Origin of the sequence: Pseudomonas entomophila (assembly GCF_023277925.1) — a bacterium.
Classification (GTDB): Bacteria; Pseudomonadota; Gammaproteobacteria; order Pseudomonadales; family Pseudomonadaceae; genus Aquipseudomonas; species Aquipseudomonas entomophila_D.
Window position 1 is genome coordinate 2,984,697 of record NZ_CP063832.1, and the last position, 22,272, is coordinate 3,006,968.

A 22,272-nucleotide genomic window follows, 5' to 3' on the forward strand; every position below is an offset into this window, starting at 1 on the left:
CGCCGCGATGAAGCGGCAGGTTTCGCGATTGAGCGAAGCTTTTATAGTCGACCCAGATCATTGATCAGGGCGAGCAACATCACCCCGACGACCAAACTGATACCGATCTGGACCCCCCAACCTTGCACCCGATCCGAGAGCGGACGACCGCGCGCCCACTCGATCAGGTAGAACAGCAAATGCCCCCCATCCAGTACCGGGATGGGCAGCAGGTTCAGAACCCCCAGGCTTATGCTCAGATAGGCCAGGAAATTCAGGAAATCCCCAACGCCCGACTGGGCTGAAGCGCCCGCCACTTTAGCAATGGTTATCGGTCCGCTCAAGTTTTTTACCGAGAGCTCTCCGAACAGCATTTTCTTCAGCGATTCGAGGGTCAGGACACTCATGTTCCAGGTGCGCGAAAGCCCCTCCCCCACCGCCTCCAGCGGGCCGTAGCTAACCTCGCGAAGCATCTGCGCCGGCCATTGCGCCGCCTTGACGCCAGCCCCCAGATAACCCCCCGACGCCTGGCCCTCACCTTTTCGCGCGAGCGTGACCGGAATGTCCAACTGCGCGCCATCACGCGCTATGCGCAGGCTCACCTTGCTTTCAGGTCGGGCACGGACCGCGTCGACCACCTGCTGCCAGTCGCTCAGCGCGACGCCATCGAGGGCAAGCAGTTTGTCACCGGTCTTGAGCCCCGCCGCGGCGGCCGGGCCTTTCGGATCGATCTCGGCCAGCACCGGCTCGACCGCCGGGCGCCAAGGGCGCAGCCCCAGGGACTGGATCGGGTCAGGCTCATCGACACCCTTGAGCCAGTGGCTCAGCTGGACATCGTGCTGACGCTCGACCGTGGCGCCCTCGTCGAGCACACCGACGCGCAAGGTGCCACTCTCACCCAGGCGGCGAACCAGCTGCAGGTTGACCGCCGACCAGCCATTGGTCGGCTTGCCATCGATGGAAACGATTTCCTGCCCAGCGCCCAGACCGGCGGTCGCCGCCAGGCTGCCCGCCTCGACCGCGCCAATGACCGGGCGTACCTGTTGCGTGCCCAGCATGGCGATGAACCAGAAGAACAGGATCGCCAGCAGGAAGTTGGCAATGGGGCCGGCAGCGACGATGGCGATGCGCTGGCGCACCGACTTGCGGTTGAACGACTGCTCGACCAGCGCAGGCGGGACTTCGCCCTCGCGCTCGTCGAGCATCTTGACGTAACCACCCAGCGGGATCGCCGCGACCACGAACTCGGTGCCGTGCCGGTCATGCCAACGCAACAGTGGCGTACCGAAGCCCACCGAGAAGCGCAGCACCTTGACCCCACAACGCCGCGCCACCCAGAAGTGACCGAATTCATGGAAGGTGACCAGCACACCCAGGGCCACCAGGGTGCCGATAATCATGTAGAGCGCAGTCATGTTCTATCTCCGGATGACGTTCGGCGTGGCGGGCCACCGCCGATCAGCGGCCGTGGCGCCTCAACCATTCCCGGGACAGTTCCCGGGCCCGCTGGTCGGCGGCGAACACCGCATCCAGCGTGGTGAGCGGCACCACAGGCTCCTGGTCGAGCACCTGTTCGATCATACCCGCGATCTCCGGGAAGCGGATACGCCGCTGGAGAAACGCATCCACCGCCACTTCGTTGGCGGCGTTGAGCACGGCGGGCGCACTGTTGCCGGCCTCGGCAGCCTGACGTGCCAGGCGCAGGCAAGGGAAGCGCTGTTCGTCGGGCGCCTGGAAATCCAGACGAGCGATGGCAAACAGGTCCAGCGGCGCCACGCCGGAGTCGATGCGCTCGGGCCAGGCCAGCGCGTTGGTGATCGGCGTGCGCATGTCCGGGTTGCCCAACTGGGCGAGCACCGAGCCATCGACGTAATCCACCAACGAGTGAATGACACTCTGCGGGTGCACCACCACTTCGACCTGGGCTGGCTTGGCGTCGAACAGCCAACAGGCTTCGATCAGCTCCAGCCCCTTGTTCAACATGCTTGCCGAATCGACCGATATCTTGCGCCCCATGGACCAGTTAGGGTGGGCGCACGCCTGCTCTGGCGTGACATCCTGCAAGGCCGCCACGGGCGTTTCGCGGAACGGGCCTCCCGAGGCGGTCAGCAGGATGCGCCGCACACCGACATTGCCCAACCCTCGGGCAAAGTCCGTGGGCATGCATTGGAAAATCGCGTTGTGCTCGCTGTCGATCGGCAGCAGCACCGCACCACTGCGCTGCACCGCATCCATGAACAAGGCGCCAGACATCACCAGCGCTTCCTTGTTGGCCAGCAGGACCTTCTTGCCGGCCTCGACCGCCGCCAGCGTCGGCCGCAGCCCGGCAGCGCCGACAATGGCCGCCATCACGGTATCCACTTCAGACGCAGCCGCCACTTGGCAGAGCCCGGCCTCGCCCTCAAGAACCTCGGTGGCGCAACCTGCGCGCGCCAACCCCTCACGCAAACGCGCAGCGGCGTCCGCAGAGGGAACGACTGCATAGGCAGGCCGATGCCGCTCGCACAAGGCCAGCAACTCGTCGAGACGGGAGTAGCCGCTCAGTGCGAACACCTGGTAGCGATCAGGGTGCCGGGCAATGACATTGAGGGTGCTCAAGCCAATGGAGCCCGTAGCACCGAGCACGGTTATGCGTTGAAGACGGCTCACATCACACCCCACTCGGCAGCCCACAACAGTACGGCGAACATCGGGATGGCCGCAGTCAGGCTGTCGATGCGATCGAGCACGCCGCCATGACCGGGCAGCAGGTTGCTGCTGTCCTTGATGCCTTCACGGCGCTTGAACATGCTCTCGGTCAGGTCACCCACCACCGAGGACATCACCACCACGACCGCACCCAGCAGCCCCAGCAGCAGTTGGCCGACACTCCAGTCGCGCGCCAGACCGACCCCCAGGGTAATCAACAGGCTGACCACCAGGCCGCCGTACACCCCCTCCCAGCTTTTGCCAGGGCTGACCTGCGGCGCCAGCTTGCGCTTGCCGAAGGCCCGCCCGGAGAAGTAGGCGCCGATGTCCGCGGCCCACACCAGCACCATGACCGCCAGGATCAGCCAGTTGCCCAGCGGCCAGTGCTTGAGCAGCACCAGGCCTTGCCAGGCCGGCAGCAGCACCAGCAGGCCGATGAGCAGGCGACAGGCGGCGCTGCTCCACAAATCGTTGCTGCGCGGATAGGTGAGCACCAGCCAGGTGGCCAGGGCCCACCAGATCACCGAAGCGCCCAGCACCCAAGGCGCTAGGTCCGGCATCAGGTAGAGCAGCATCAGCGCCCCAGCAACCACTACGGCGTATGCGATACGCACGGACTGAGCCACCAGGCCGGCCAGACGGGCCCACTCCCAGGCACCCAGGGTGACCACGAAGCCGATGAACAGCGCGAAATCGCCGCCATTGAGCAGGAAAAACCCACCCAACGCGACCGGCAGCAGGATCAGCGCAGTAATGATGCGTTGTTTAAGCATTAAGCACGGGCTCCAGCCTCGACCTGCTCGCTGGTCTTACCGAAGCGGCGCTGGCGCGAAGCGAAATCGGCCAGCGCGGTGCGCATGGCCTCGTGTTTGAAGTCCGGCCAGAACAGGTCGGAGAAGTACAGTTCGGCGTAGGCCAGCTGCCACAACAGAAAATTGCTGATGCGACGCTCACCACCGGTACGAATGCACAGATCAGGCAACGGCAGGTCGCCCGTAGCCAGGCACGCCTGCAACAGGTCAGGCGTGATGTCGTCCGGACGCAGATGACCTGCCTGAACCTCACGCGCCAGGCGCTGCGCGGCCTGGGCGATATCCCACTGACCGCCGTAGTTGGCGGCGATCTGCAGGATGAAGCGGTTATTGCCGGCCGTCAGCGCCTCAGCCTCACGCATGGCCGCCTGCAACTCCGGATGGAAGCGCGAACGGTCACCGATGATGCGCAGGCTGATGTTGTTCTCGTTAAGGCGCTTGGCTTCACGGCGCAACGCCGAGAAGAACAGCTCCATCAACGCGCCTACCTCTTCCGCCGGACGCTGCCAGTTCTCGCTGGAGAAGGCGAACAGGGTCAACACCTCGACCCCGGACTGGGCACAGACTTCGATAACCGCACGCACGGCATCGACGCCAGCCTTGTGCCCGGCAACGCCAGGCAAAAGGCGCTTCTTCGCCCAACGATTATTGCCATCCATGATGATCGCGACGTGACGCGGCACCGAGGACGGTGCCGCCAGCTTGGTCTTTTCCATTAAAAAACCTCGGCCTTAGACGGCCAACAGGTCCTTTTCCTTGGCTTTGAACGCAGCGTCGATTTCGGCGACGAACTTGTCGGTCAGCTTCTGGATCTCGTCAGCGGCACGACGCTCTTCGTCTTCGCTGATTTCCTTGTCCTTGGTCAGCTTCTTCAGGTCGGCGAGCGCGTCACGGCGCACGTTGCGCACGGCGACCTTGGCGTCTTCGGCAACACCGCTGGCCTGCTTGGTGTAACCCTTGCGGGTTTCCTCGGTCAGGGCGGGCATCGGTACGCGGATGGTGGTGCCGGCGCTGGAGGGGTTCAAGCCCAGGTCGGAGGTCAGGATGGCCTTCTCGATGGCGGCACTCAGGTTCTTGTCATGAGCGACGATCTTCAGGGTGCGGGCATCCTCGACGGTGATCGCGGCCACCTGGTTCAGCGGCATGTCGCTACCCCAGGCCGGAACCTTGACGCTGTCCAGGATGCTTGGGTGGGCACGGCCGGTACGGATGGACGCCAGATTGCGGCCCAGGGCCTCGATGGACTTGCCCATGCGCTCCTGCGCGTCTTTCTTGATGTCGTTGATCATGCTTGGCCTTCCTCGATCAAAGTACCTTCAGCGCCACCTACCACGATATTCAGCAGGGCGCCAGGCTTGTTCATGTTGAATACCCGCAATGGCATCTTGTGGTCGCGACACAGGCAGATTGCGGTCAAGTCCATGACACCGAGCTTGCGATCCAGCACCTCGTCGTAGGTGAGGTGATCGAACTTCTCGGCATGCGGGTCCTTGAATGGATCGGCAGTGTACACACCGTCGACCTTGGTCGCCTTCAGCACCACATCGGCGTCGATTTCGATCGCGCGCAGGCACGCTGCGGAGTCGGTGGTGAAGAACGGGTTGCCAGTACCGGCGGAGAAAATTACCACATCCCCGGTGTTGAGGTGGCGAATAGCTTTGCGACGATCGTAATGATCGGTGACGCCGACCATGGAAATGGCCGACATGACCAGAGCCGGGATGTTCGAACGCTCCAGGGCGTCACGCATGGCCAGGCCGTTCATCACGGTGGCCAGCATCCCCATGTGGTCGCCGGTGACGCGATCCATGCCGGCCGCGCTGAGCGCCGCGCCGCGGAACAAGTTGCCACCACCGATCACCAGGCCCACCTGGACACCGATCCCGACCAGTTGGCCGATTTCCAGGGCCATGCGATCCAGCACCTTCGGGTCAATCCCGAAGTCTTCCGAGCCCATCAGGGCCTCGCCGCTAAGTTTGAGCAAAATGCGTTTATAGCGAGGTTGGCGACCACTCACCTGCTGAGCCATTGCGAGTCTCTCCTGCGGCGTACTTTTAGAAAATTCCGTGCGGGCTGTTTGCAGCCTGCTAACTGTAGCGTGGCACTGCTTCAGTGCCAGCAGCCTCGGGCTTTATAAACCCGCGGCCGTTTTGACAAAGAGGCTGCGCGCGTGAGCGGGCAGCCTCTTTGGGGCGACAGACGAGTCTGTCTTACTGCTTGGCGGCAGCTACCTGGGCGGCAACTTCTGCAGCGAAGTCGTCAACCGGCTTCTCGATGCCTTCGCCAACCTTGAAGTAGGTGAAGGAAACGATTTCAGCACCGGCTTTCTTGGCCAGCTCGCCAACCTTGACTTCTGGGTTCATGACGAAGGCTTGCTCTTTCAGCGAGGCTTCGGCTTTGAACTTGGTGATACGACCGTTGATCATGTTCTCAACGATGTTTTCCGGCTTGCCGGCGATCTTGTCGGCGTTCAGCTGCAGGAAGACGTTCTTCTCGCGCTCGATGGCCTCGGCAGAGATTTCCGACGCATCCAGGAACTCTGGGTTCGACGCTGCAACGTGCATGGCGATGTTCTTGGCCAGCTCGACGTCGCCGCCTTTCAGGACAACGACAGCACCGATCTTGTTGCCGTGCAGGTAGGCGCCGACAACGTCGCCCTCTACGCGCACCAGGCGACGGATGTTGACGTTTTCGCCGCACTTGGCGACCAGGGCTTCACGAGCAGCTTCACGCGAGGCGATCAGCGGAGCGGCGTCGGTCAGCTTCTGGGCGAAGGCTTCTTCGAGGCTTTCAGCCACGAAGTTCTTGAAGTCGTCTTGCAGAGCCAGGAAGTCGGTCTGCGAGTTCACTTCCAGCAGGACGGCGGATTTACCGTCGGTCTTGACGGCGATAGCACCTTCAGCGGCAACGTTGCCCGCTTTTTTGGCGGCCTTGATGGCGCCCGAGGCACGCATGTCGTCAATGGCTTTCTCGATGTCGCCGCCGGCCTTTTCCAGGGCCTTCTTGCAATCCATCATGCCTTCGCCGGTACGCTCGCGCAGTTCTTTGACCAGCGCCGCAGTAATTGCTGCCATTTCAAAATCCTCTTGGAAAGTTTTTCAACCATTCCACCCGTTCGTCACGGGCGTTAAATTCTGCAAATCCGCTGTTTCTACATCAGCCAACCCATAATGCGGGGCCTTCGCTGACAGCAGGATTTCAAGGTGGCAAAAAGGGGGCCAAGCCCCCTTTTCGCGTGCCAAGTCAGACGCTAAGCGTCAATTACTCAGCAGCAGGTGCAGCCGCTTCTTCAGCGTAGACTTCAGTGCCGCCAGCAACGTTGTTGCGGCCGCGGATGACGGCGTCAGCCATCGAAGTCATGTACAGCTCGATGGCGCGAATGGCGTCGTCGTTACCTGGGATGACGAAGTCAACACCTTCCGGGCTGCTGTTGGTATCGACAACGCCGATGACCGGGATGCCCAGCTTGTTGGCTTCGGTGATAGCAATGCGCTCGTGGTCGACGTCGATCACGAACAGGGCATCAGGCAGGCCGCCCATGTCCTTGATACCACCCAGGCTGCGATCCAGTTTTTCCAGGTCGCGGGAACGCATCAGGGCTTCTTTCTTGGTCAGCTTGGCGAAAGTGCCGTCTTCGGCCTGGGTTTCCAGGTCGCGCAGACGCTTGATCGAAGCGCGGATGGTCTTGTAGTTGGTCAGCATGCCGCCCAACCAGCGGTGGTCAACGTATGGCGAACCGCAACGAGCAGCTTGCTCGGCGACGATCTTGCCGGCGGAACGCTTGGTGCCGACGAACATGATCTTGTTCTTGCCCTGGGCCAGGCGCTCTACGAACGCCAGGGCGTCGTTGAACATCGGCAGGGTTTTTTCCAGGTTGATGATGTGAATCTTGTTACGCGCGCCGAAAATGTACTTGCCCATTTTCGGGTTCCAGTAACGGGTCTGGTGGCCGAAGTGCACACCGGCCTTCAGCATATCGCGCATGTTGACTTGGGACATGATAGTTCCTTGATAAGTCGGGTTGGGCCTCCACGTATCCCAATGACCAACCCGAATCTCCGAGGAGACCGGGCACCCAGGCCATCGTGTCGACACGTGTGTGGGTTTGAGCTTACGGAGGTCATCCCCCGAAAGCGGCGCATTTTATACCACAGACCACGACCGAACGAAACCCGAATAATGATTCGTCCGTCAGTGGCTTTTGCAGCACCCAGGCTTTAGGGCCAGAATGCCTTCAACAGACCACTGAATCCTCGGGATTATCCCGCCAGATCGCCGCCATGCTCTGGTAGAATCCGGCCTTTCCCGTTCGTTCGCGCCGCACGCGGCGCCGTAGAGAGCCTGTAATGACCGTCACCATCAAGACCGCAGAAGACATCGAGAAGATGCGCGTCGCCGGCCGCCTGGCCGCCGAAGTCCTCGAAATGATCGAGGAACACGTCAAGCCCGGCATCACCACCGAAGCGCTCGACCGCATCTGCCACGACTACATCGTCAACGTCCAGCAGGCCATTCCGGCACCGCTCAACTACAAGGGCTACCCGAAATCGATCTGCACCTCGATCAACCATGTGGTGTGCCACGGCATCCCCAACGACAAGCCGTTGAAGAAGGGCGACACCCTCAATATCGACGTCACCGTGATCAAGGACGGCTACCACGGCGATACCAGCCGCATGTTCCATGTCGGCGAGGTCCCGGAGTGGGCTGCGCGCCTGTCGAAGGTGACGCAGGAGTGCATGTACAAGGCCATCGAGCTGGTCAAGCCGGGCTGCCGCCTGGGCGACATCGGCGAAGTGATCCAGAAGCACGCTGAAAAGAATGGCTTCTCGGTGGTACGCGAATTCTGCGGCCATGGTATCGGCAAGGTATTCCACGAAGAGCCGCAGATCCTGCACTACGGCAGGGCCGGCACCGGCATGGAGCTCAAGGAAGGCATGACCTTCACCATCGAGCCGATGATCAACCAAGGCAAGGCCGACACCAAGGTACTCGGCGACGGCTGGACCGCCATCACCAAGGATCGCAAGCTCTCCGCCCAGTGGGAGCACACGCTGGTGGTAACCGCCACCGGCTACGAGATCTTCACCCTGCGCAAGGACGACACCATCCCGCGCACCTCGGCCTGACCTTCACATCACAGGAACGCGACTCGATGCCCCAGGTGGATCCCGAGCTGTTCGACCGCGGCCAGTTCCAGGCGGAACTGGCCCTCAAGGCAAGCCCCATCGCCGCCTTCAAGAAAGCCATCCGCATGGCTGGCGAAGTGCTCGACAAGCGTTTCCGCGAAGGCCGCGAGATCCGCCGGCTGATCGAGGACCGCGCCTGGTTCGTCGACAACATCCTGCAACAGGCCTGGAACCAGTTCGACTGGGGCAAAACGGACGGCATCGCCCTGGTGGCGGTGGGCGGCTACGGCCGCGGCGAACTGCACCCCTACTCCGACATCGACCTGCTGATCCTGCTCGATGCCGCCGAGCACGAGCAGTACCGCGACGCCATCGAGCGCTTCCTCACACTGTTGTGGGATATCGGCCTGGAAGTCGGCCAGAGCGTGCGCACCGTCGATGAATGCGCCGAGCAGGCCCGCGCCGACCTGACGGTCATCACCAACCTGATGGAAAGCCGCACCATCGCCGGCCCAGAGCCACTGCGCCTGCGCATGCTCGATGCCACCAGCACCGCGTACATGTGGCCGAGCAAGGAGTTTTTCCTCGCCAAGCGCGCCGAACTCAAGGCCCGCCACCACAAGTACAACGACACCGAGTACAACCTCGAACCCAACGTCAAGGGCGGCCCGGGCGGCCTGCGCGATATCCAGACCGTATTGTGGGTAGCTCGTCGCCAGTACGGCACACTGAACCTGCATGCCCTGGCTGGCGAGGACTTCCTGCTGGAGAGCGAGAACGAACTGCTGGCCTCCTCCCAAGCCTTCCTCTGGCGCGTGCGCTACGCCCTGCACATGCTCGCCGGGCGCGCCGAGGATCGCCTGCTGTTCGACCACCAGCGCAGCATCGCAACGCTGTTGGGCTTCAACGACGAGAACCCCAAGCGCGCCATCGAACAGTTCATGCAGCAGTACTACCGGGTGGTGATGAGCATCAGCCAACTGTGCGACCTGATCATCCAGCACTTCGAGGAAGTGATCCTCGCCGACGACGACAGTGGTACCACGCAACCGCTCAATACCCGCTTCCGCCTGCATGACGGCTATATAGAAGCGGTCAATCCGAACGTGTTCAAGCGCACGCCGTTCGCCATGCTGGAAATCTTCGTGCTGATGGCCCAGCACCCCGAGATCAAGGGGGTGCGCGCCGACACCGTGCGCCTGTTGCGCGAACACCGCCACTTGATCGACGACAAGTTCCGCAACGATATCCGCAACACCAGCCTGTTCATCGAGCTGTTCAAGTGCGAAATCGGTATCCATCGCAACCTGCGGCGGATGAACCGCTACGGCATTCTCGGCCGCTACCTGCCGGAGTTCGGCCTGATCGTCGGGCAGATGCAGCACGACCTGTTCCACATCTATACGGTCGATGCCCACACCCTCAACCTGATCAAGCACCTGCGCAAGCTGCAGTACACCCCGGTTTCGGAGAAATTCCCGCTGGCCAGCAAGCTCATGGGCCGCCTGCCCAAGCCCGAACTGATCTACCTGGCCGGCCTGTACCACGACATCGGCAAAGGCCGCCAGGGTGACCACTCCGAGTTGGGCGCGGTGGATGCCCAGGCGTTCTGTGCGCGCCACCAGTTGCCCGCCTGGGACAGCCGCCTGATCGTCTGGCTGGTGCAGAACCACCTGGTGATGTCCACCACCGCCCAGCGCAAGGACCTGTCCGACCCGCAGGTCATCAACGATTTCGCCCTGCACGTGGGCGACGAGACACGCCTGGACTACCTCTACGTACTGACCGTGGCCGATATCAACGCCACCAACCCCAGCCTGTGGAACTCCTGGCGGGCGAGCCTGTTGCGCCAGCTCTACACCGAAACCAAGCGCGCCTTGCGCCGGGGCCTGGAAAACCCGCTGGACCGCGAGGAGCAGATCCGCCAGACCCAGAGCGCCGCACTGGACATCCTGGTGCGCGAGGGCACCGACCCGGACGACGTCGAACAGCTCTGGTCGCAACTGGGTGATGACTACTTCCTCAAGCACAATGCCGCCGACGTGGCCTGGCACAGCGACGCCATCCTCCAGCAACCCGCCGACAGCGGCCCGCTGGTGCTGATCAAGGAAACCACCCAGCGCGAGTTCGAGGGCGGCACGCAGATCTTCATCTATGCCCCCGACCAGCACGATTTCTTCGCCGTGACCGTGGCTGCCATGGCGCAGCTCAACCTGAACATCCACGACGCCCGCATCATCACCTCCAGCAGCCAGTTCACCCTCGACACCTACATCGTGCTCGACAACGACGGCGGCTCGATCGGCGACAACCCGCAGCGGGTCAAGCAGATCCGCGATGGCCTGACCGAAGCGCTGCGCACCCCCGAGGACTACCCGGCGATCATCCAGCGCCGGGTGCCGCGCCAGCTCAAGCACTTCGACTTTCCGCCCCAGGTGACCATCCTCAACGACGCCCAGCGCCCGGTGACCATCCTCGAAATCACCGCCCCCGACCGCCCCGGCTTGCTCGCACGGATCGGGCGGATCTTCCTGGAATTCGACCTGTCGCTGCAGAACGCCAAGATCGCCACCCTCGGCGAACGTGTGGAAGACGTGTTCTTCATCACCGACGCCGACAACCAGCCGCTGTCCGACCCGCAGCTGTGCAGCCGCCTGCAGGAGGCCATCGTCCAGCAGTTGCAGGCCGGCCAGGCCAGCGAAGCCAGCCCTTCCCGCATGACCTTTTGACGATTACGAGACCTTGCGCCGATGAACCATGCCTTGACCCAGCTTCAGCCCTACCCGTTCGAGAAACTGCGCGCCCTGCTCGGTAGCGTGAAGCCTGCGGCGGACAAACGCGCCATCGCCCTGTCGATCGGCGAGCCGAAGCACGAATCGCCGGCGTTCGTCGCCAAGGCCTTGGCCGATAACCTCGACAAGCTGGCGGTCTATCCCAGCACCCTCGGCCTGCCAGCCCTGCGCCAGGCCATCGGCCAGTGGTGCGAGCGCCGCTTCAAGGTGCCGGCTGGCTGGCTGGATGCCGACCGCCACATCCTGCCGGTGAACGGCACCCGCGAGGCCCTGTTCGCCTTCACCCAGGCCGTGGTCAACCGCGCGGACGATGGCCTGGTGGTCAGCCCCAACCCGTTCTACCAGATCTACGAAGGCGCGGCCCTGCTGGCCGGCGCCACCCCGCACTACCTGCCCTGCCTGGAAAGCAATGGCTTCAACCCCGACTTCGATGCCGTGCCGGCCGATGTCTGGAAGCGCTGCCAGATCCTGTTCCTGTGCTCACCCGGCAACCCCACCGGCGCGCTGGTGCCGATGGAAACGCTGAAAAAACTGATCGCCCTGGCCGACGAGCACGACTTCGTCATCGCCTCCGATGAGTGCTACAGCGAACTCTACTTCAACGAGGACGCCCCACCACCAGGCCTGCTCACCGCCTGCGCCGAGCTTGGGCGCAGCGACTTCAAGCGCTGCGTGGTGTTCCACAGCCTGTCCAAGCGCTCCAACCTGCCAGGCCTGCGCTCGGGCTTCGTCGCCGGTGACGCCGAGATCATCAAGCCGTTCCTGCTGTACCGCACCTACCACGGCTGCGCCATGCCGGTGCAAACGCAGCTGGCCAGCATCGCCGCCTGGCAGGACGAGGGCCATGTACGCGACAACCGAGACCAGTACCGCGCCAAGTACGATGCGGTGCTCGACATCCTGCAGCCGGTGCTGGACGTGCAGCGCCCCGATGGCAGCTTCTACCTGTGGGCCAAGGTGCCGGGCAACGACGCTGACTTCACCCGCGACCTGTTCGAAGCGCAGCACGTGACCGTGGTACCGGGCTCGTACCTGTCGCGCGAGGTGGATGGCGTCAATCCGGGGGCCGGGCGCGTGCGCATGGCTTTGGTCGCACCGTTGACCGAATGCATCGAGGCGGCCGAGCGAATTCGTGCCTTCCTGAGCCGCTGACACGGCAGCACTATCTACCGCACACAGGCACGCCAGCAGAGGAAAACTCCGGGTTTCAAACCACGGAGTTTTTCCCATGCCTCAACTGATCTTTTCCCACCGTCTGAAGCCTGCCGACCCACATCTCGCCGAGCAGATGGCACTACTGGAGAACCCTGGCAACGCAGCCAGGCGCTTCGGCGGCCGACAAAAACGTGCCCTGGCCATCACCGGCAAACTTTGGCGCCCTGGCCGTGTGCTGGAGGTGTCGTTCCTCGGCAACCCCGATGACACCCTGAAGTCGGAAATCTTCAGGACTGCTTCGAACTGGTTGTTGCGCTCGGGCGCCAACCTGGCACTGGCCCTGAGCCAGGACAATGACCCGCAGGCACAGATCAGGGTGCGCACCGGCAGGGCGCTGCCACGCAATGAGTCCTGCGCCGGGACCGACGCACTGGCCATGCCCGCCGAGACCATGAACCTCAACGTCGAGCCCGGTGATGCCGCCTTCGAGCACGTTGTCCTGCACGAATTCGGCCATGCCCTAGGGGCTGAGCACGAACACCAGCACCCCGATGCCAGCATTCCATGGAACGTGGAGGCAGTTGTGCACGCGGCCGTTACGGAGCAAGGCTGGACACGCCAGCAGGTGATGGACGAAATGATCGCCAGGCGCACTGACATCGGCCTGGTGAAGACCCAGTACGACCCTGGCTCGGTCATGCATTACCCGGTTCCCCAAGCGTTCACTTACGGTGACTGGGAAATTGGGCTGAACAGCCGCTTGAGTGAAAAGGATCTGGCCTTCATGCGCCTGGCCTACCCTTACCCGAACAACGCCTCCCAGGCAGCTACCTGACCTGCCCCAGATTCGCCTCACTCATGTCCAGCTCGCCCAGTACCTGGCGCACCACTTCATCGCCCACCTGATGCTGGCGATGCAGGCTGTACAGCTCCAGGCGCTGGGCCCGCAGCGCTCGCAGGCGCAAGCGACGCTCCAGCAAGTCCATCTGCTCAGCCAGCGCGCGGGCTTCGGCGGTGTCATTGTAGCTGTCCAGCTCATCCCGATACTCGGCCATCAACCGGGCTTTGAGTTCGATGGCCAGGGTCGCCTGCGCCGCATCCTGTGGTGCGCCTGCGTCGGTCACTTCCTCAGCCTCGAGGGCGTGGATGGCCGCCTCGGCCGTGCGCCGCCAGGCTTCCTGGACCTCCTGGCGCAGCCGTTCATCCGGGCTCTTGGTGACGCCGCGCAACAAGATCGGCAAGGCGATGACGGCGCTGATCAGCGACAGCAGGATCACCCCGGCGGCAATGAAGATCAGCAGATCACGCTCAGGAAATGCCTTGCCCGCCCCCATCAGCAAAGGCACCGACATCACACCCGCCAGGGTTACCGCACCCCGTACGCCACCCAGGGTCAGCAACCAGCAGGACCGGGCGGTCGGCATCAGAACCAGCGCGGGCTTGCCGCGCCAGCGGCGCACCACGCCGATCGCCCGCCAGATGCTCTGCACCCAGATGAAACGCAACAGCACCAGCGCGGCGAAGATCGCCACAACGTCCAGGCAGCGCCAGGCCAGGGTCGGCCAGACTGCGGCCTCGTCGCTGACCACCGCCTTGACGATGTCCGGCAGTTGCAGGCCGAGCAACAGGAAGATCAAACCGTTGAAGGCGAACTCCAACAGCGACCAGACGCTGCGGTTGAGCAGGCGGGTACTGGTCTGGCGCGGCAGCAAGTCGAGCCAGCTCTGCATCATGCCGGCAGCCACAGCCGAGAGGATGCCCGAGACGCCCAGGCGCTCGGCCAGCACGTAGGCCGCAAACGGTAACAACAGCATGAACACCACATGGGTCGCCGGGTCGTCCCAGCCACGGGCGATCATCCACATCCGCAGGCGCCCGACCAACCAACTGAGCGCCACGCCCACCGCCAAGCCGCCAAGGGCGACGAGCACGAAGGCGAGGCTCGCTTCGGCCAACGAGAACACGCCGGTAATCGCCGCCACCAAGGCAAACTTGAATGTCACCAGGCCTGAAGCGTCATTCATCAATGCTTCGCCCTGCAGCATGTGCATCAACGGCGTGGGCAGACGGTCCTGGGTAATGGCCGACACGGCCACGGCATCGGTGGGCGAAAGCACCGCCGCCAGCGCAAAAGCCACCGGCAACGGAATGGCTGGCAGCAGCCAATGAATGAAGTAACCGGCCCCGACCACGGTGAACAGCACCAACCCCACCGCCAATGCCACTACCGGCCCGCGGATGCGCCACAGCTCACGCTTGGGCATGCGCCAGCCATCGGCGAACAGCAGTGGCGGCAGGAACAGGAACAGGAACAACTCTGGGTCCAGCGCCACATGCAGCCCCAGGGTCGGCCAGGCCAGCAAGGCACCGGCGCCGATCTGCACCAGCGGCAGTGGCAGCGGCAGCACGCGCCCCACCAGTTTCGAAACGCTCACCAGCATCAGCAGGATAAGAACGGTATAGGCTGACTGCATCGGCGAGCTTCCTGTTTGAGCGGGGAATCGACAGCGGGGCGCAACAGCGCGATTGAAACAATATGTTAGCGGGGAGCGTCTATCGTAGGCCGCTGCACGATAGTCGCAGCTCGCTCGTGAATATGTAACACAATGATTCGCAAGAAGCGGTGACACATATTGCCCTTGACTTCGAGCCCGTGGCCGTGGCGCCAACCCCATCGATACCGCATAATCGGCCCCATCCCCTCTTAAAGGAGTACCGGGCTGTCCACAGCCCCAGGCATTCAATGGCTTACACTCTCTACGGCATCAAAGCCTGCGACACCATGAAAAAAGCCCGCACCTGGCTTGAAGACAAGGCCATCGGCTTCGAATTCCACGATTACAAGACCCAGGGCATCGACCGCGACAGCCTGAATCGCTGGTGCACCGAGCACGGCTGGGAAGTCGTACTGAACCGCGCCGGCACCACCTTCCGCAAGCTGGACGACGCCAGCAAGGCTGATCTCGACCAAGCGAAGGCCGTCGAGCTGATGCTCGCCCAGCCGTCGATGATCAAACGCCCGGTACTGGACCTCGGCAACCGCACGCTCGTCGGCTTCAAGCCCGACCTGTACGCCGCGGCGCTGGCCTGACCCGCATTACGCTCCATCCCCTTTTCGCACGAGGTAACTGCATGTCTCATTCCCTGTTCAGCCTGGCCTTCGGTGTTGGCACCCTGAACCGCCAGGGCGCCTGGCTGGAAGTCTTCTACGCACAGCCGGTGCTCAAGCCGTCCGCCGAGCTGGTCACCGCCATCGCGCCGATCCTCGGTTACGAAGGTGGCAACCAGGCCATCGCCTTTACCACCGCCCAGGCCGCACAGCTGGCCGAAGCGCTCAAGGGTATCGATAGCGCTCAAGCCGCCTTGCTGACTCGCTTGGCCGAAAGCCACAAGCCGCTGGTCGCCACTCTTCTGGCCGAAGACGGCGCCCTGGCCTCCACCCCCGAGGCCTACCTCAAGTTGCACCTGCTGTCGCACCGCCTGGTCAAACCGCACGGCGTCTCGCTGGCCGGCATCTTCCCGCTGCTGCCCAACGTCGCCTGGACCAACCAGGGCGCTATCGACCTGGCCGAACTGGCCGAGCTGCAACTGGAAGCACGCCTGAAAGGCGAGCTGCTGGAAGTGTTCTCGGTGGACAAATTCCCGAAGATGACCGACTACGTGGTGCCAGCCGGCGTGCGTATCGCCGACACCGCCCGCGTGCGCCTGGGCGCCTACATCGGCGAAGGCACCACCATCATGCACGAAGGCTTCGTCAACTTTAACGCCGGCACCGAAGGCCCAGGCATGATCGAAGGCCGCGTCTCCGCAGGCGTATTCGTCGGCAAAGGCTCGGACTTGGGTGGCGGCTGCTCGACCATGGGCACCCTGTCCGGTGGCGGCAACATCGTCATCAAGGTCGGCGAAGGCTGCCTGATCGGCGCCAATGCCGGTATCGGCATCCCTCTGGGCGACCGCAACACCGTGGAAGCGGGCCTGTACATCACCGCCGGCACCAAGGTGAACCTGCTGGACGAGAACAACCAGCTGGTCAAGGTGGTCAAGGCCCGTGACCTGGCCGGCCAGACCGACCTGCTGTTCCGCCGCAACTCGCTCAACGGCGCGGTGGAGTGCAAGACCCACAAGTCGGCCATCGAGCTGAACGAAGCGCTGCACGCCCACAACTGAGAACCTGCCTGTTCGAAGTGATAAGATCGGGTCTGCCTCTCCAGGCAGACCCGATTTTTCATTCCAGGCCCCCGCAAACATGTTCCAGCCCTCCCCCTGGCGTGCCGACTTCCCCGCCATCGCCGCCCTGCAACGGCAGCACCAGACCTACCTGGACAGTGCCGCCACCACGCAGAAGCCCCAGGCCCTGCTCGATGCACTGAACCATTACTACGGTCATGGCGCTGCCAACGTGCATCGCGCGCAGCACTTGCCGGGTGCCCTGGCCACCCAGGCGTTCGAAGGCACTCGCGAGAAGGTTGCCGCCTGGCTCAATGTAGCGGACACGCGGCAGATCATCTTCACCCACGGCGCCACCTCGGCCTTGAACCTGCTGGCTTATGGCCTGGAGCATCGCTTCGAGGCGGGTGACGAGATTGCCGTCAGTGCGCTGGAACACCACGCCAACCTGCTGCCCTGGCAACAACTGGCGCATCGGCGCAACCTGCGCCTGGTTGTTCTGCCGGTGACCGACCAAGGATACGTCGACCTGGAGCAAGCCCTGCAACTGATCGGTCCCCGTACCCGACTGCTTGCGATCAGCCAGCTGTCCAACGTACTGGGCACCTGGCAACCACTGGCACCGCTTCTGGCACATGCCCGCGCCCAGGGCGCATTGAGCGTCGTCGATGGCGCCCAGGGTGTGGTCCATGGTCGCCATGATATGCAGCAGCTGGATTGCGATTTCTACGTATTCTCCAGCCACAAGCTCTATGGCCCGGACGGTGTCGGCGTGCTGTACGGCCGCCAACAGGCGCTGGAGCTGCTACGCCATTGGCAGTTCGGCGGGGAAATGGTCCAGTTGGCAGACTACCAGGGCGCCAGCTTCCGCCCGGCGCCGTTGGGCTTCGAGGCAGGTACACCGCCTATCGCCGGCGTCATCGGCCTGGGCGCCACCTTGGATTACCTGGCCAGTCTCGACGCCAATGCGGTTGCCGCCCATGAAGCCAGCCTGCATCAACATCTGTTGCGAGGGTTGGCCGACCGTGACGGTATTCAGGTACTTGGCTCCCCCCAGGCAGCTCTGGCCAGCTTTGTCGTCGAGGGCGTGCACAATGCCGACATCGCCCACTTGCTGACCGAACAAGGGATCGCCGTGCGCGCCGGGCATCACTGCGCCATGCCATTGCTCAGAAGCCTGGGGCTGGACGGGGCCATTCGTGTGTCGCTCGGGCTGTACAGCGACAGCGACGATCTGCAGCGTTTCTTCGAGGCGCTCGACCAGGGCCTGGAGCTGCTGCGATGAGTCTTTCGGTCGAGGCCGGCCAGGCGCTGGAAAGCTTCGAGCAGGCGCGGGGCTGGGAGCAGCGGGCACGGCTGCTGATGCAGTGGGGGGATCGGCTGGAGCCGCTGGACGACAGCGAAAAGGTCGATGCCAACCGAGTACATGGCTGCGAAAGCCTGGTTTGGCTTGTGGCAATGCACGAAAACGGCCAGTGGCGGTTCAAGGCCGGCAGTGACGCACGACTGCTGCGAGGGTTGCTGGCGTTGTTGCTGTCACGGGTTCAAGGAATGGACAGCGCACAGCTGACGGAGCTGGATATTGCTGGCTGGTTTGCCCAATTGGGGCTGGAGCGGCAACTTTCACCGTCGCGCAGCAATGGGCTGCATGCCGTATTGCAGCGCATGGCCGACCTGGCGACACGCAGCCCGACCCCATGAAAAACACATGCCCCATTGATTTGTCACGAATCCGGTAGGAGCGGCTTCAGCCGCGATGCAGGCATCGCGGTGCATGGCACCCGCTTCGCGGGTGATCGCGGCGGAAGCCGCTCCAACCGGCCTCGTAAACCGGCACGGCATAGTCCCGCAATGACTCAATCAGCCTTGGCCCGCTCCGACGGCCGCCGTGCGCCCGCCACAAGCTTCTCCACTGCCTTGCTCGCGGCCACCATGCCGAAGGTCGCCGTCACCATCATCACCGCACCAAACCCGCCCGCGCAGTCCAACCGCACGCCCTCGCCCACGAAACTCTTCTGCAGGCAGACACTGCCATCCCCCTTGGGATAACGCAGCTGCTCGCTGGAGAACACGCACGGCACGCCATAGTTACGGCTGGTATTGCGCGAGAAGTTGTAGTCGCGGCGCAGGGTCGAGCGCACCCGCGAGGCCAGCGGGTCGTTGAAGGTCTTGTTGAGATCGCCGATCTGGATCTGGGTCGGGTCGATCTGCCCACCCGCACCTCCGGTGGTGACAATGGCGATCTTGCGTCGGCGGCACCAGGCGATCAGCGCGGCCTTGGCCATCACGCTGTCGATGCAGTCGATCACACAGTCAAGGTTTTCGGTGATGTACTCGACCATGGTGTCGCGGGTGACGAAATCGGCCACCGCATGCACCGTGCACGCGGGGTTGATCGCCCTCAGCCGCTCGGCCATGGCTTCGACCTTGGGCCGCCCGACCTGCCCTTCCAGGGCATGGGCCTGGCGGTTGGTGTTGCTGACGCACACATCATCGAGGTCGAACAGGGTGATTTCGCCCACGCCACTGCGGGCCATGGCTTCCGCCGCCCACGAGCCAACCCCGCCGATACCGACGATGGCCACATGGGCCTGGCGCAGGCGTTGCAGGCCCTCGTCACCGTACAGCCGGGCAACGCCGGCGAAGCGTGGATCTTCAGTACTCATGGTTCAACCTCGAAAAATGCGGCGCGCATTATAGGCCAAGCCGCCTGATCAGGGGATGCCGTTGGCAAGAGTCCTGCCAAGCCTGCTTTAATGTCTCATCAAGTAAAACGATAGGGACGACAACCGGCGGGCTCAGAACTTCATCCTCTTTGGAAAATCCAACGCATTGCCCGCTTCGGCAGTGCAGGACTTGCGCCCTCACGGCCCCGCCCCGCTCCACTCTTCGGAACCTCCAACACCTATGTCATCACGTAAATTCGGTCTCAACCTGGTGGTGGTCCTGGCCATCGCCGCGCTGTTCACCGGGTTCTGGGCACTCATCAACCGCCCGGTGTCCGCCCCTGCCTGGCCGGAGCAGATCTCCGGTTTCTCCTACTCGCCGTTCCGCCTGGGCCAGAGCCCGCAAAAAGGCCAGTACCCCAGCGAGGATGAGATACGTCAGGACCTCGAGCAACTGAACAAGCTGACCGACAACATCCGCATCTACACCGTCGAAGGTACCCAGGCCGAGGTGCCACGCCTGGCCGAAGAGCTTGGCCTGCGCGTCACCCTGGGGATTTGGATCAGCAACGACCTGGAACGCAACGAACGCGAGATCGAAAAAGCCATCGGCCTGGCCAATACCTCCCGCAGCGTCGTGCGGGTAGTGGTGGGTAACGAGGCGTTGTTCCGTGAGGAGGTCACCGCCGAACAGCTTATCGGCTACCTGGACCGCGTCCGCGCGGCAGTCAAGGTGCCAGTGACCACCAGCGAACAGTGGCACATCTGGAAGGAACACCCGGAACTGGCCAAGCACGTCGACCTGGTCGCCGCGCACATCCTGCCGTACTGGGAGTTCGTGCCGATGAAGGATTCGGTGCAGTTCGTCCTCGACCGCGCCCGCGAGCTGCGCAAGCAGTTCCCACGCAAGCCGCTGCTGCTGTCCGAAGTCGGCTGGCCCAGCAACGGCCGCATGCGCGGTGGCGCCGACGCTACCCAGGCCGACCAGGCCATCTACCTGCGCACCCTGGTCAACACGTTGAACCGCCGGGGTTACAACTACTTCGTCATCGAAGCCTACGACCAGCCCTGGAAAGCCAGCGACGAAGGCTCGGTGGGCGCCTATTGGGGCGTTTTCAACGCCGCGCGCCAACAGAAGTTCAACTTCGAAGGCCCGATCGTGGCGATCCCGCAGTGGCGGGCCCTGGCGGTGGCCTCAGTGGTGCTGGCGATGATCGCCCTGACCGTGCTGCTGATCGATGGCTCGGCCCTGCGCCAGCGCGGTCGCACGTTCCTGACCTTCATCACCTTCCTGTGTGGTTCGGTGCTGGTATGGATCGCCTACGACTACAGCCAGCAGTACAGCACCTGGTTCAGCCTGACGGTCGGGGTGTTGCTGGCGCTGGGCGCCCTCGGGGTGTTCATCGTGCTCCTGACCGAAGCCCATGAGCTGGCCGAAGCGGTGTGGACACACAAGCGACGAAGGGAATTCCTGCCGGTGCAGGGCGACAGTGCCTATCGCCCCAAAGTCTCGGTGCATGTGCCGTGCTACAACGAACCACCGGAGATGGTGAAACAGACCCTGGACGCACTTGCCGCGCTTGACTACCCGGACTACGAAGTACTGGTGATCGACAACAACACCAAGGACCCGGCCGTGTGGGAGCCGCTCAAGGCCCACTGCGAGAAACTCGGCGAGCGCTTCAAGTTCTTCCATGTCGCGCCCCTGGCCGGTTTCAAGGGCGGCGCGCTGAACTACCTGATCCCGCACACCGCGAAAGATGCCGAAGTGATCGCGGTGATCGACTCGGACTACTGCGTCGACCGCAACTGGCTCAAGCACATGGTGCCGCACTTCGCCGACCCGAAGATCGCCGTGGTGCAGTCACCGCAGGATTACCGCGACCAGCACGAAAGCGCTTTCAAGAAGCTGTGCTACAGCGAGTACAAAGGCTTCTTCCATATCGGCATGGTCACCCGCAACGACCGTGACGCGATCATCCAGCACGGCACCATGACCATGACCCGGCGTACCGTGCTCGAAGAGCTGGGCTGGGCCGAGTGGTGCATCTGCGAGGACGCCGAGCTGGGCTTGCGGGTATTCGAGAAGGGCCTCTCGGCCGCCTATGCCCACAACAGCTACGGCAAGGGCCTGATGCCCGACACCTTCATCGACTTCAAGAAGCAGCGCTTCCGCTGGGCCTATGGCGCCATCCAGATTATCAAGCACCATGCCGGCGCCCTGCTGCGCGGCAAGGGCAGCGAACTGACCCGCGGCCAGCGCTACCACTTCCTGGCGGGCTGGCTGCCGTGGATCGCCGACGGCATGAACATCTTCTTCACCGTGGGGGCGCTGCTGTGGTCGGCGGCGATGATCATCGTGCCGCACCGGGTCGACCCACCGCTGATGATGTTCGCCATCCCACCCCTGGCGCTGTTCTTCTTCAAGGTGGGCAAGATCCTGTTCCTCTACCGCCGCGCGGTGGGGGTGGACCTGAAGGATGCCTTCGCCGCGGCGCTGGCGGGGCTGGCGCTGTCGCACACCATCGCCAAGGCGGTGTTGTATGGGTTCTTCACCAGCAGCATGCCGTTCTTCCGCACCCCGAAGAATGCCGACAGCCATGGTGTGCTGGTGGCGATCTCCGAGGCCCGCGAAGAGCTGTTCATCATGTTGATGCTGTGGGGCGCGGCGCTGGGGATCTACCTGGTGCAGGGGCTGCCGAGCGCGGACATGCGCTTCTGGGTGGCGATGCTGCTGGTGCAGTCGTTGCCGTACCTGGCAGCGTTGGTGATGGCATTGCTGTCGTCGTTGCCCAAGCCCGCCGAGAAGGCCGCCGAAACGCAACAGGCTTGAGAATGCCTGTGGAGGCGGCCTTGTGTCGCGAAAGGGCCGCACAGCGGCCCC

Annotated in this window: 19 protein-coding genes; 9 read left to right on the forward strand and 10 right to left on the reverse strand. The window is 63.3% G+C overall.

The features are described from left to right. Positions 1-41 precede the first annotated feature (41 nt). The 8 genes from rseP to rpsB form a co-directional block, all read right to left on the reverse strand. On the reverse strand, positions 42-1,394 hold the full coding sequence (gene rseP / locus IM733_RS13115) for an RIP metalloprotease RseP (protein ID WP_248917082.1): 1,353 nt from the start codon (positions 1,392-1,394) through the stop codon (positions 42-44). A gap of 43 nt (positions 1,395-1,437) precedes the next feature. Further along, on the reverse strand, positions 1,438-2,628 hold the full coding sequence (gene ispC / locus IM733_RS13120; RefSeq protein WP_248917083.1) for a 1-deoxy-D-xylulose-5-phosphate reductoisomerase: 1,191 nt from the start codon (positions 2,626-2,628) through the stop codon (positions 1,438-1,440). Then, positions 2,625-3,440 carry a phosphatidate cytidylyltransferase gene (locus IM733_RS13125; RefSeq protein ID WP_248917084.1) on the reverse strand — a complete coding sequence of 272 codons (816 nt, stop codon included), beginning with the start codon at positions 3,438-3,440 and terminating at the stop codon, positions 2,625-2,627. Before IM733_RS13125 ends, ispC begins: the two co-directional genes overlap by 4 nt. Then, positions 3,440-4,195 (reverse strand): polyprenyl diphosphate synthase, encoded by a 756-nt coding sequence (gene uppS, locus IM733_RS13130; RefSeq protein WP_011535276.1) that lies wholly within the window; start codon positions 4,193-4,195, stop codon positions 3,440-3,442. Before uppS ends, IM733_RS13125 begins: the two co-directional genes overlap by 1 nt. 15 nt (positions 4,196-4,210) lie before the next feature. Then, positions 4,211-4,768 (reverse strand): ribosome recycling factor, encoded by a 558-nt coding sequence (gene frr, locus IM733_RS13135; RefSeq protein ID WP_248917085.1) that lies wholly within the window; start codon positions 4,766-4,768, stop codon positions 4,211-4,213. Continuing rightward, positions 4,765-5,508, reverse strand: a complete 744-nt coding sequence (gene pyrH / locus IM733_RS13140; RefSeq protein ID WP_011535278.1) for a UMP kinase — start codon at positions 5,506-5,508, stop codon at positions 4,765-4,767. The genes frr and pyrH overlap by 4 nt, the downstream gene beginning before the upstream one ends. A gap of 181 nt (positions 5,509-5,689) precedes the next feature. Next, positions 5,690-6,553, reverse strand: a complete 864-nt coding sequence (tsf, locus tag IM733_RS13145; RefSeq protein ID WP_008094914.1) for a translation elongation factor Ts — start codon at positions 6,551-6,553, stop codon at positions 5,690-5,692. A 187-nt stretch (positions 6,554-6,740) separates the two neighbouring features. After that, positions 6,741-7,478, reverse strand: a complete 738-nt coding sequence (gene rpsB, locus IM733_RS13150) for a 30S ribosomal protein S2 (protein WP_011535280.1) — start codon at positions 7,476-7,478, stop codon at positions 6,741-6,743. Positions 7,479-7,825: 347 nt separating this feature from the next. Between rpsB and map the strand changes: the two genes are divergently transcribed. The 4 genes from map to IM733_RS13170 all read left to right on the forward strand — a co-directional run bounded on the left by map (position 7,826) and on the right by IM733_RS13170 (position 13,390). After that, complete coding sequence (map, locus tag IM733_RS13155) at positions 7,826-8,608, forward strand: type I methionyl aminopeptidase (RefSeq protein ID WP_248917086.1); 783 nt, start codon at positions 7,826-7,828, stop codon at positions 8,606-8,608. A gap of 26 nt (positions 8,609-8,634) precedes the next feature. Further along, positions 8,635-11,337 carry a [protein-PII] uridylyltransferase gene (locus tag IM733_RS13160; protein WP_248917087.1) on the forward strand — a complete coding sequence of 901 codons (2,703 nt, stop codon included), beginning with the start codon at positions 8,635-8,637 and terminating at the stop codon, positions 11,335-11,337. 21 nt (positions 11,338-11,358) lie between these two features. After that, on the forward strand, positions 11,359-12,552 hold the full coding sequence (dapC, locus tag IM733_RS13165) for a succinyldiaminopimelate transaminase (RefSeq protein WP_248917088.1): 1,194 nt from the start codon (positions 11,359-11,361) through the stop codon (positions 12,550-12,552). A 76-nt stretch (positions 12,553-12,628) separates the two neighbouring features. Then, the gene (locus tag IM733_RS13170; protein ID WP_248917089.1) at positions 12,629-13,390 is read left to right on the forward strand and encodes a M12 family metallopeptidase; all 762 of its coding nucleotides are present in this window, start codon (positions 12,629-12,631) and stop codon (positions 13,388-13,390) included. Here the strand turns inward: IM733_RS13170 and IM733_RS13175 are convergent. Beyond that, a complete protein-coding gene (locus IM733_RS13175) occupies positions 13,383-15,029 on the reverse strand; it encodes a Na+/H+ antiporter (protein ID WP_248917090.1) in 1,647 nt (548 codons plus the stop codon). The genes IM733_RS13170 and IM733_RS13175 overlap by 8 nt on opposite strands. A gap of 269 nt (positions 15,030-15,298) precedes the next feature. Between IM733_RS13175 and IM733_RS13180 the strand changes: the two genes are divergently transcribed. From IM733_RS13180 to IM733_RS13195, 4 genes are all read left to right on the forward strand, one after another. After that, positions 15,299-15,646 (forward strand): ArsC family reductase, encoded by a 348-nt coding sequence (locus IM733_RS13180; protein ID WP_248917091.1) that lies wholly within the window; start codon positions 15,299-15,301, stop codon positions 15,644-15,646. Between the two features lie 41 nt (positions 15,647-15,687). Beyond that, complete coding sequence (gene dapD, locus IM733_RS13185; RefSeq protein WP_248917092.1) at positions 15,688-16,722, forward strand: 2,3,4,5-tetrahydropyridine-2,6-dicarboxylate N-succinyltransferase; 1,035 nt, start codon at positions 15,688-15,690, stop codon at positions 16,720-16,722. 79 nt (positions 16,723-16,801) lie between these two features. Then, positions 16,802-18,007, forward strand: coding sequence for a cysteine desulfurase (locus IM733_RS13190; protein WP_248917093.1), 1,206 nt, complete (start codon positions 16,802-16,804; stop codon positions 18,005-18,007). Continuing rightward, positions 18,004-18,423: a SufE family protein gene (locus IM733_RS13195; protein WP_248917094.1), complete on the forward strand. Its 420-nt coding sequence runs from the start codon at positions 18,004-18,006 to the stop codon at positions 18,421-18,423. The genes IM733_RS13190 and IM733_RS13195 overlap by 4 nt, the downstream gene beginning before the upstream one ends. Positions 18,424-18,578: 155 nt before the next feature. Here the strand turns inward: IM733_RS13195 and tcdA are convergent, their stop codons facing one another. Further along, positions 18,579-19,388 carry a tRNA cyclic N6-threonylcarbamoyladenosine(37) synthase TcdA gene (gene tcdA, locus IM733_RS13200; protein WP_248917095.1) on the reverse strand — a complete coding sequence of 270 codons (810 nt, stop codon included), beginning with the start codon at positions 19,386-19,388 and terminating at the stop codon, positions 18,579-18,581. Between the two features lie 241 nt (positions 19,389-19,629). Here tcdA and IM733_RS13205 point away from each other — a divergent pair, with 241 nt between their 5' ends. Further along, complete coding sequence (locus IM733_RS13205) at positions 19,630-22,221, forward strand: glycosyltransferase (protein ID WP_248917096.1); 2,592 nt, start codon at positions 19,630-19,632, stop codon at positions 22,219-22,221. The last annotated feature ends 51 nt before the right edge of the window (positions 22,222-22,272 follow it).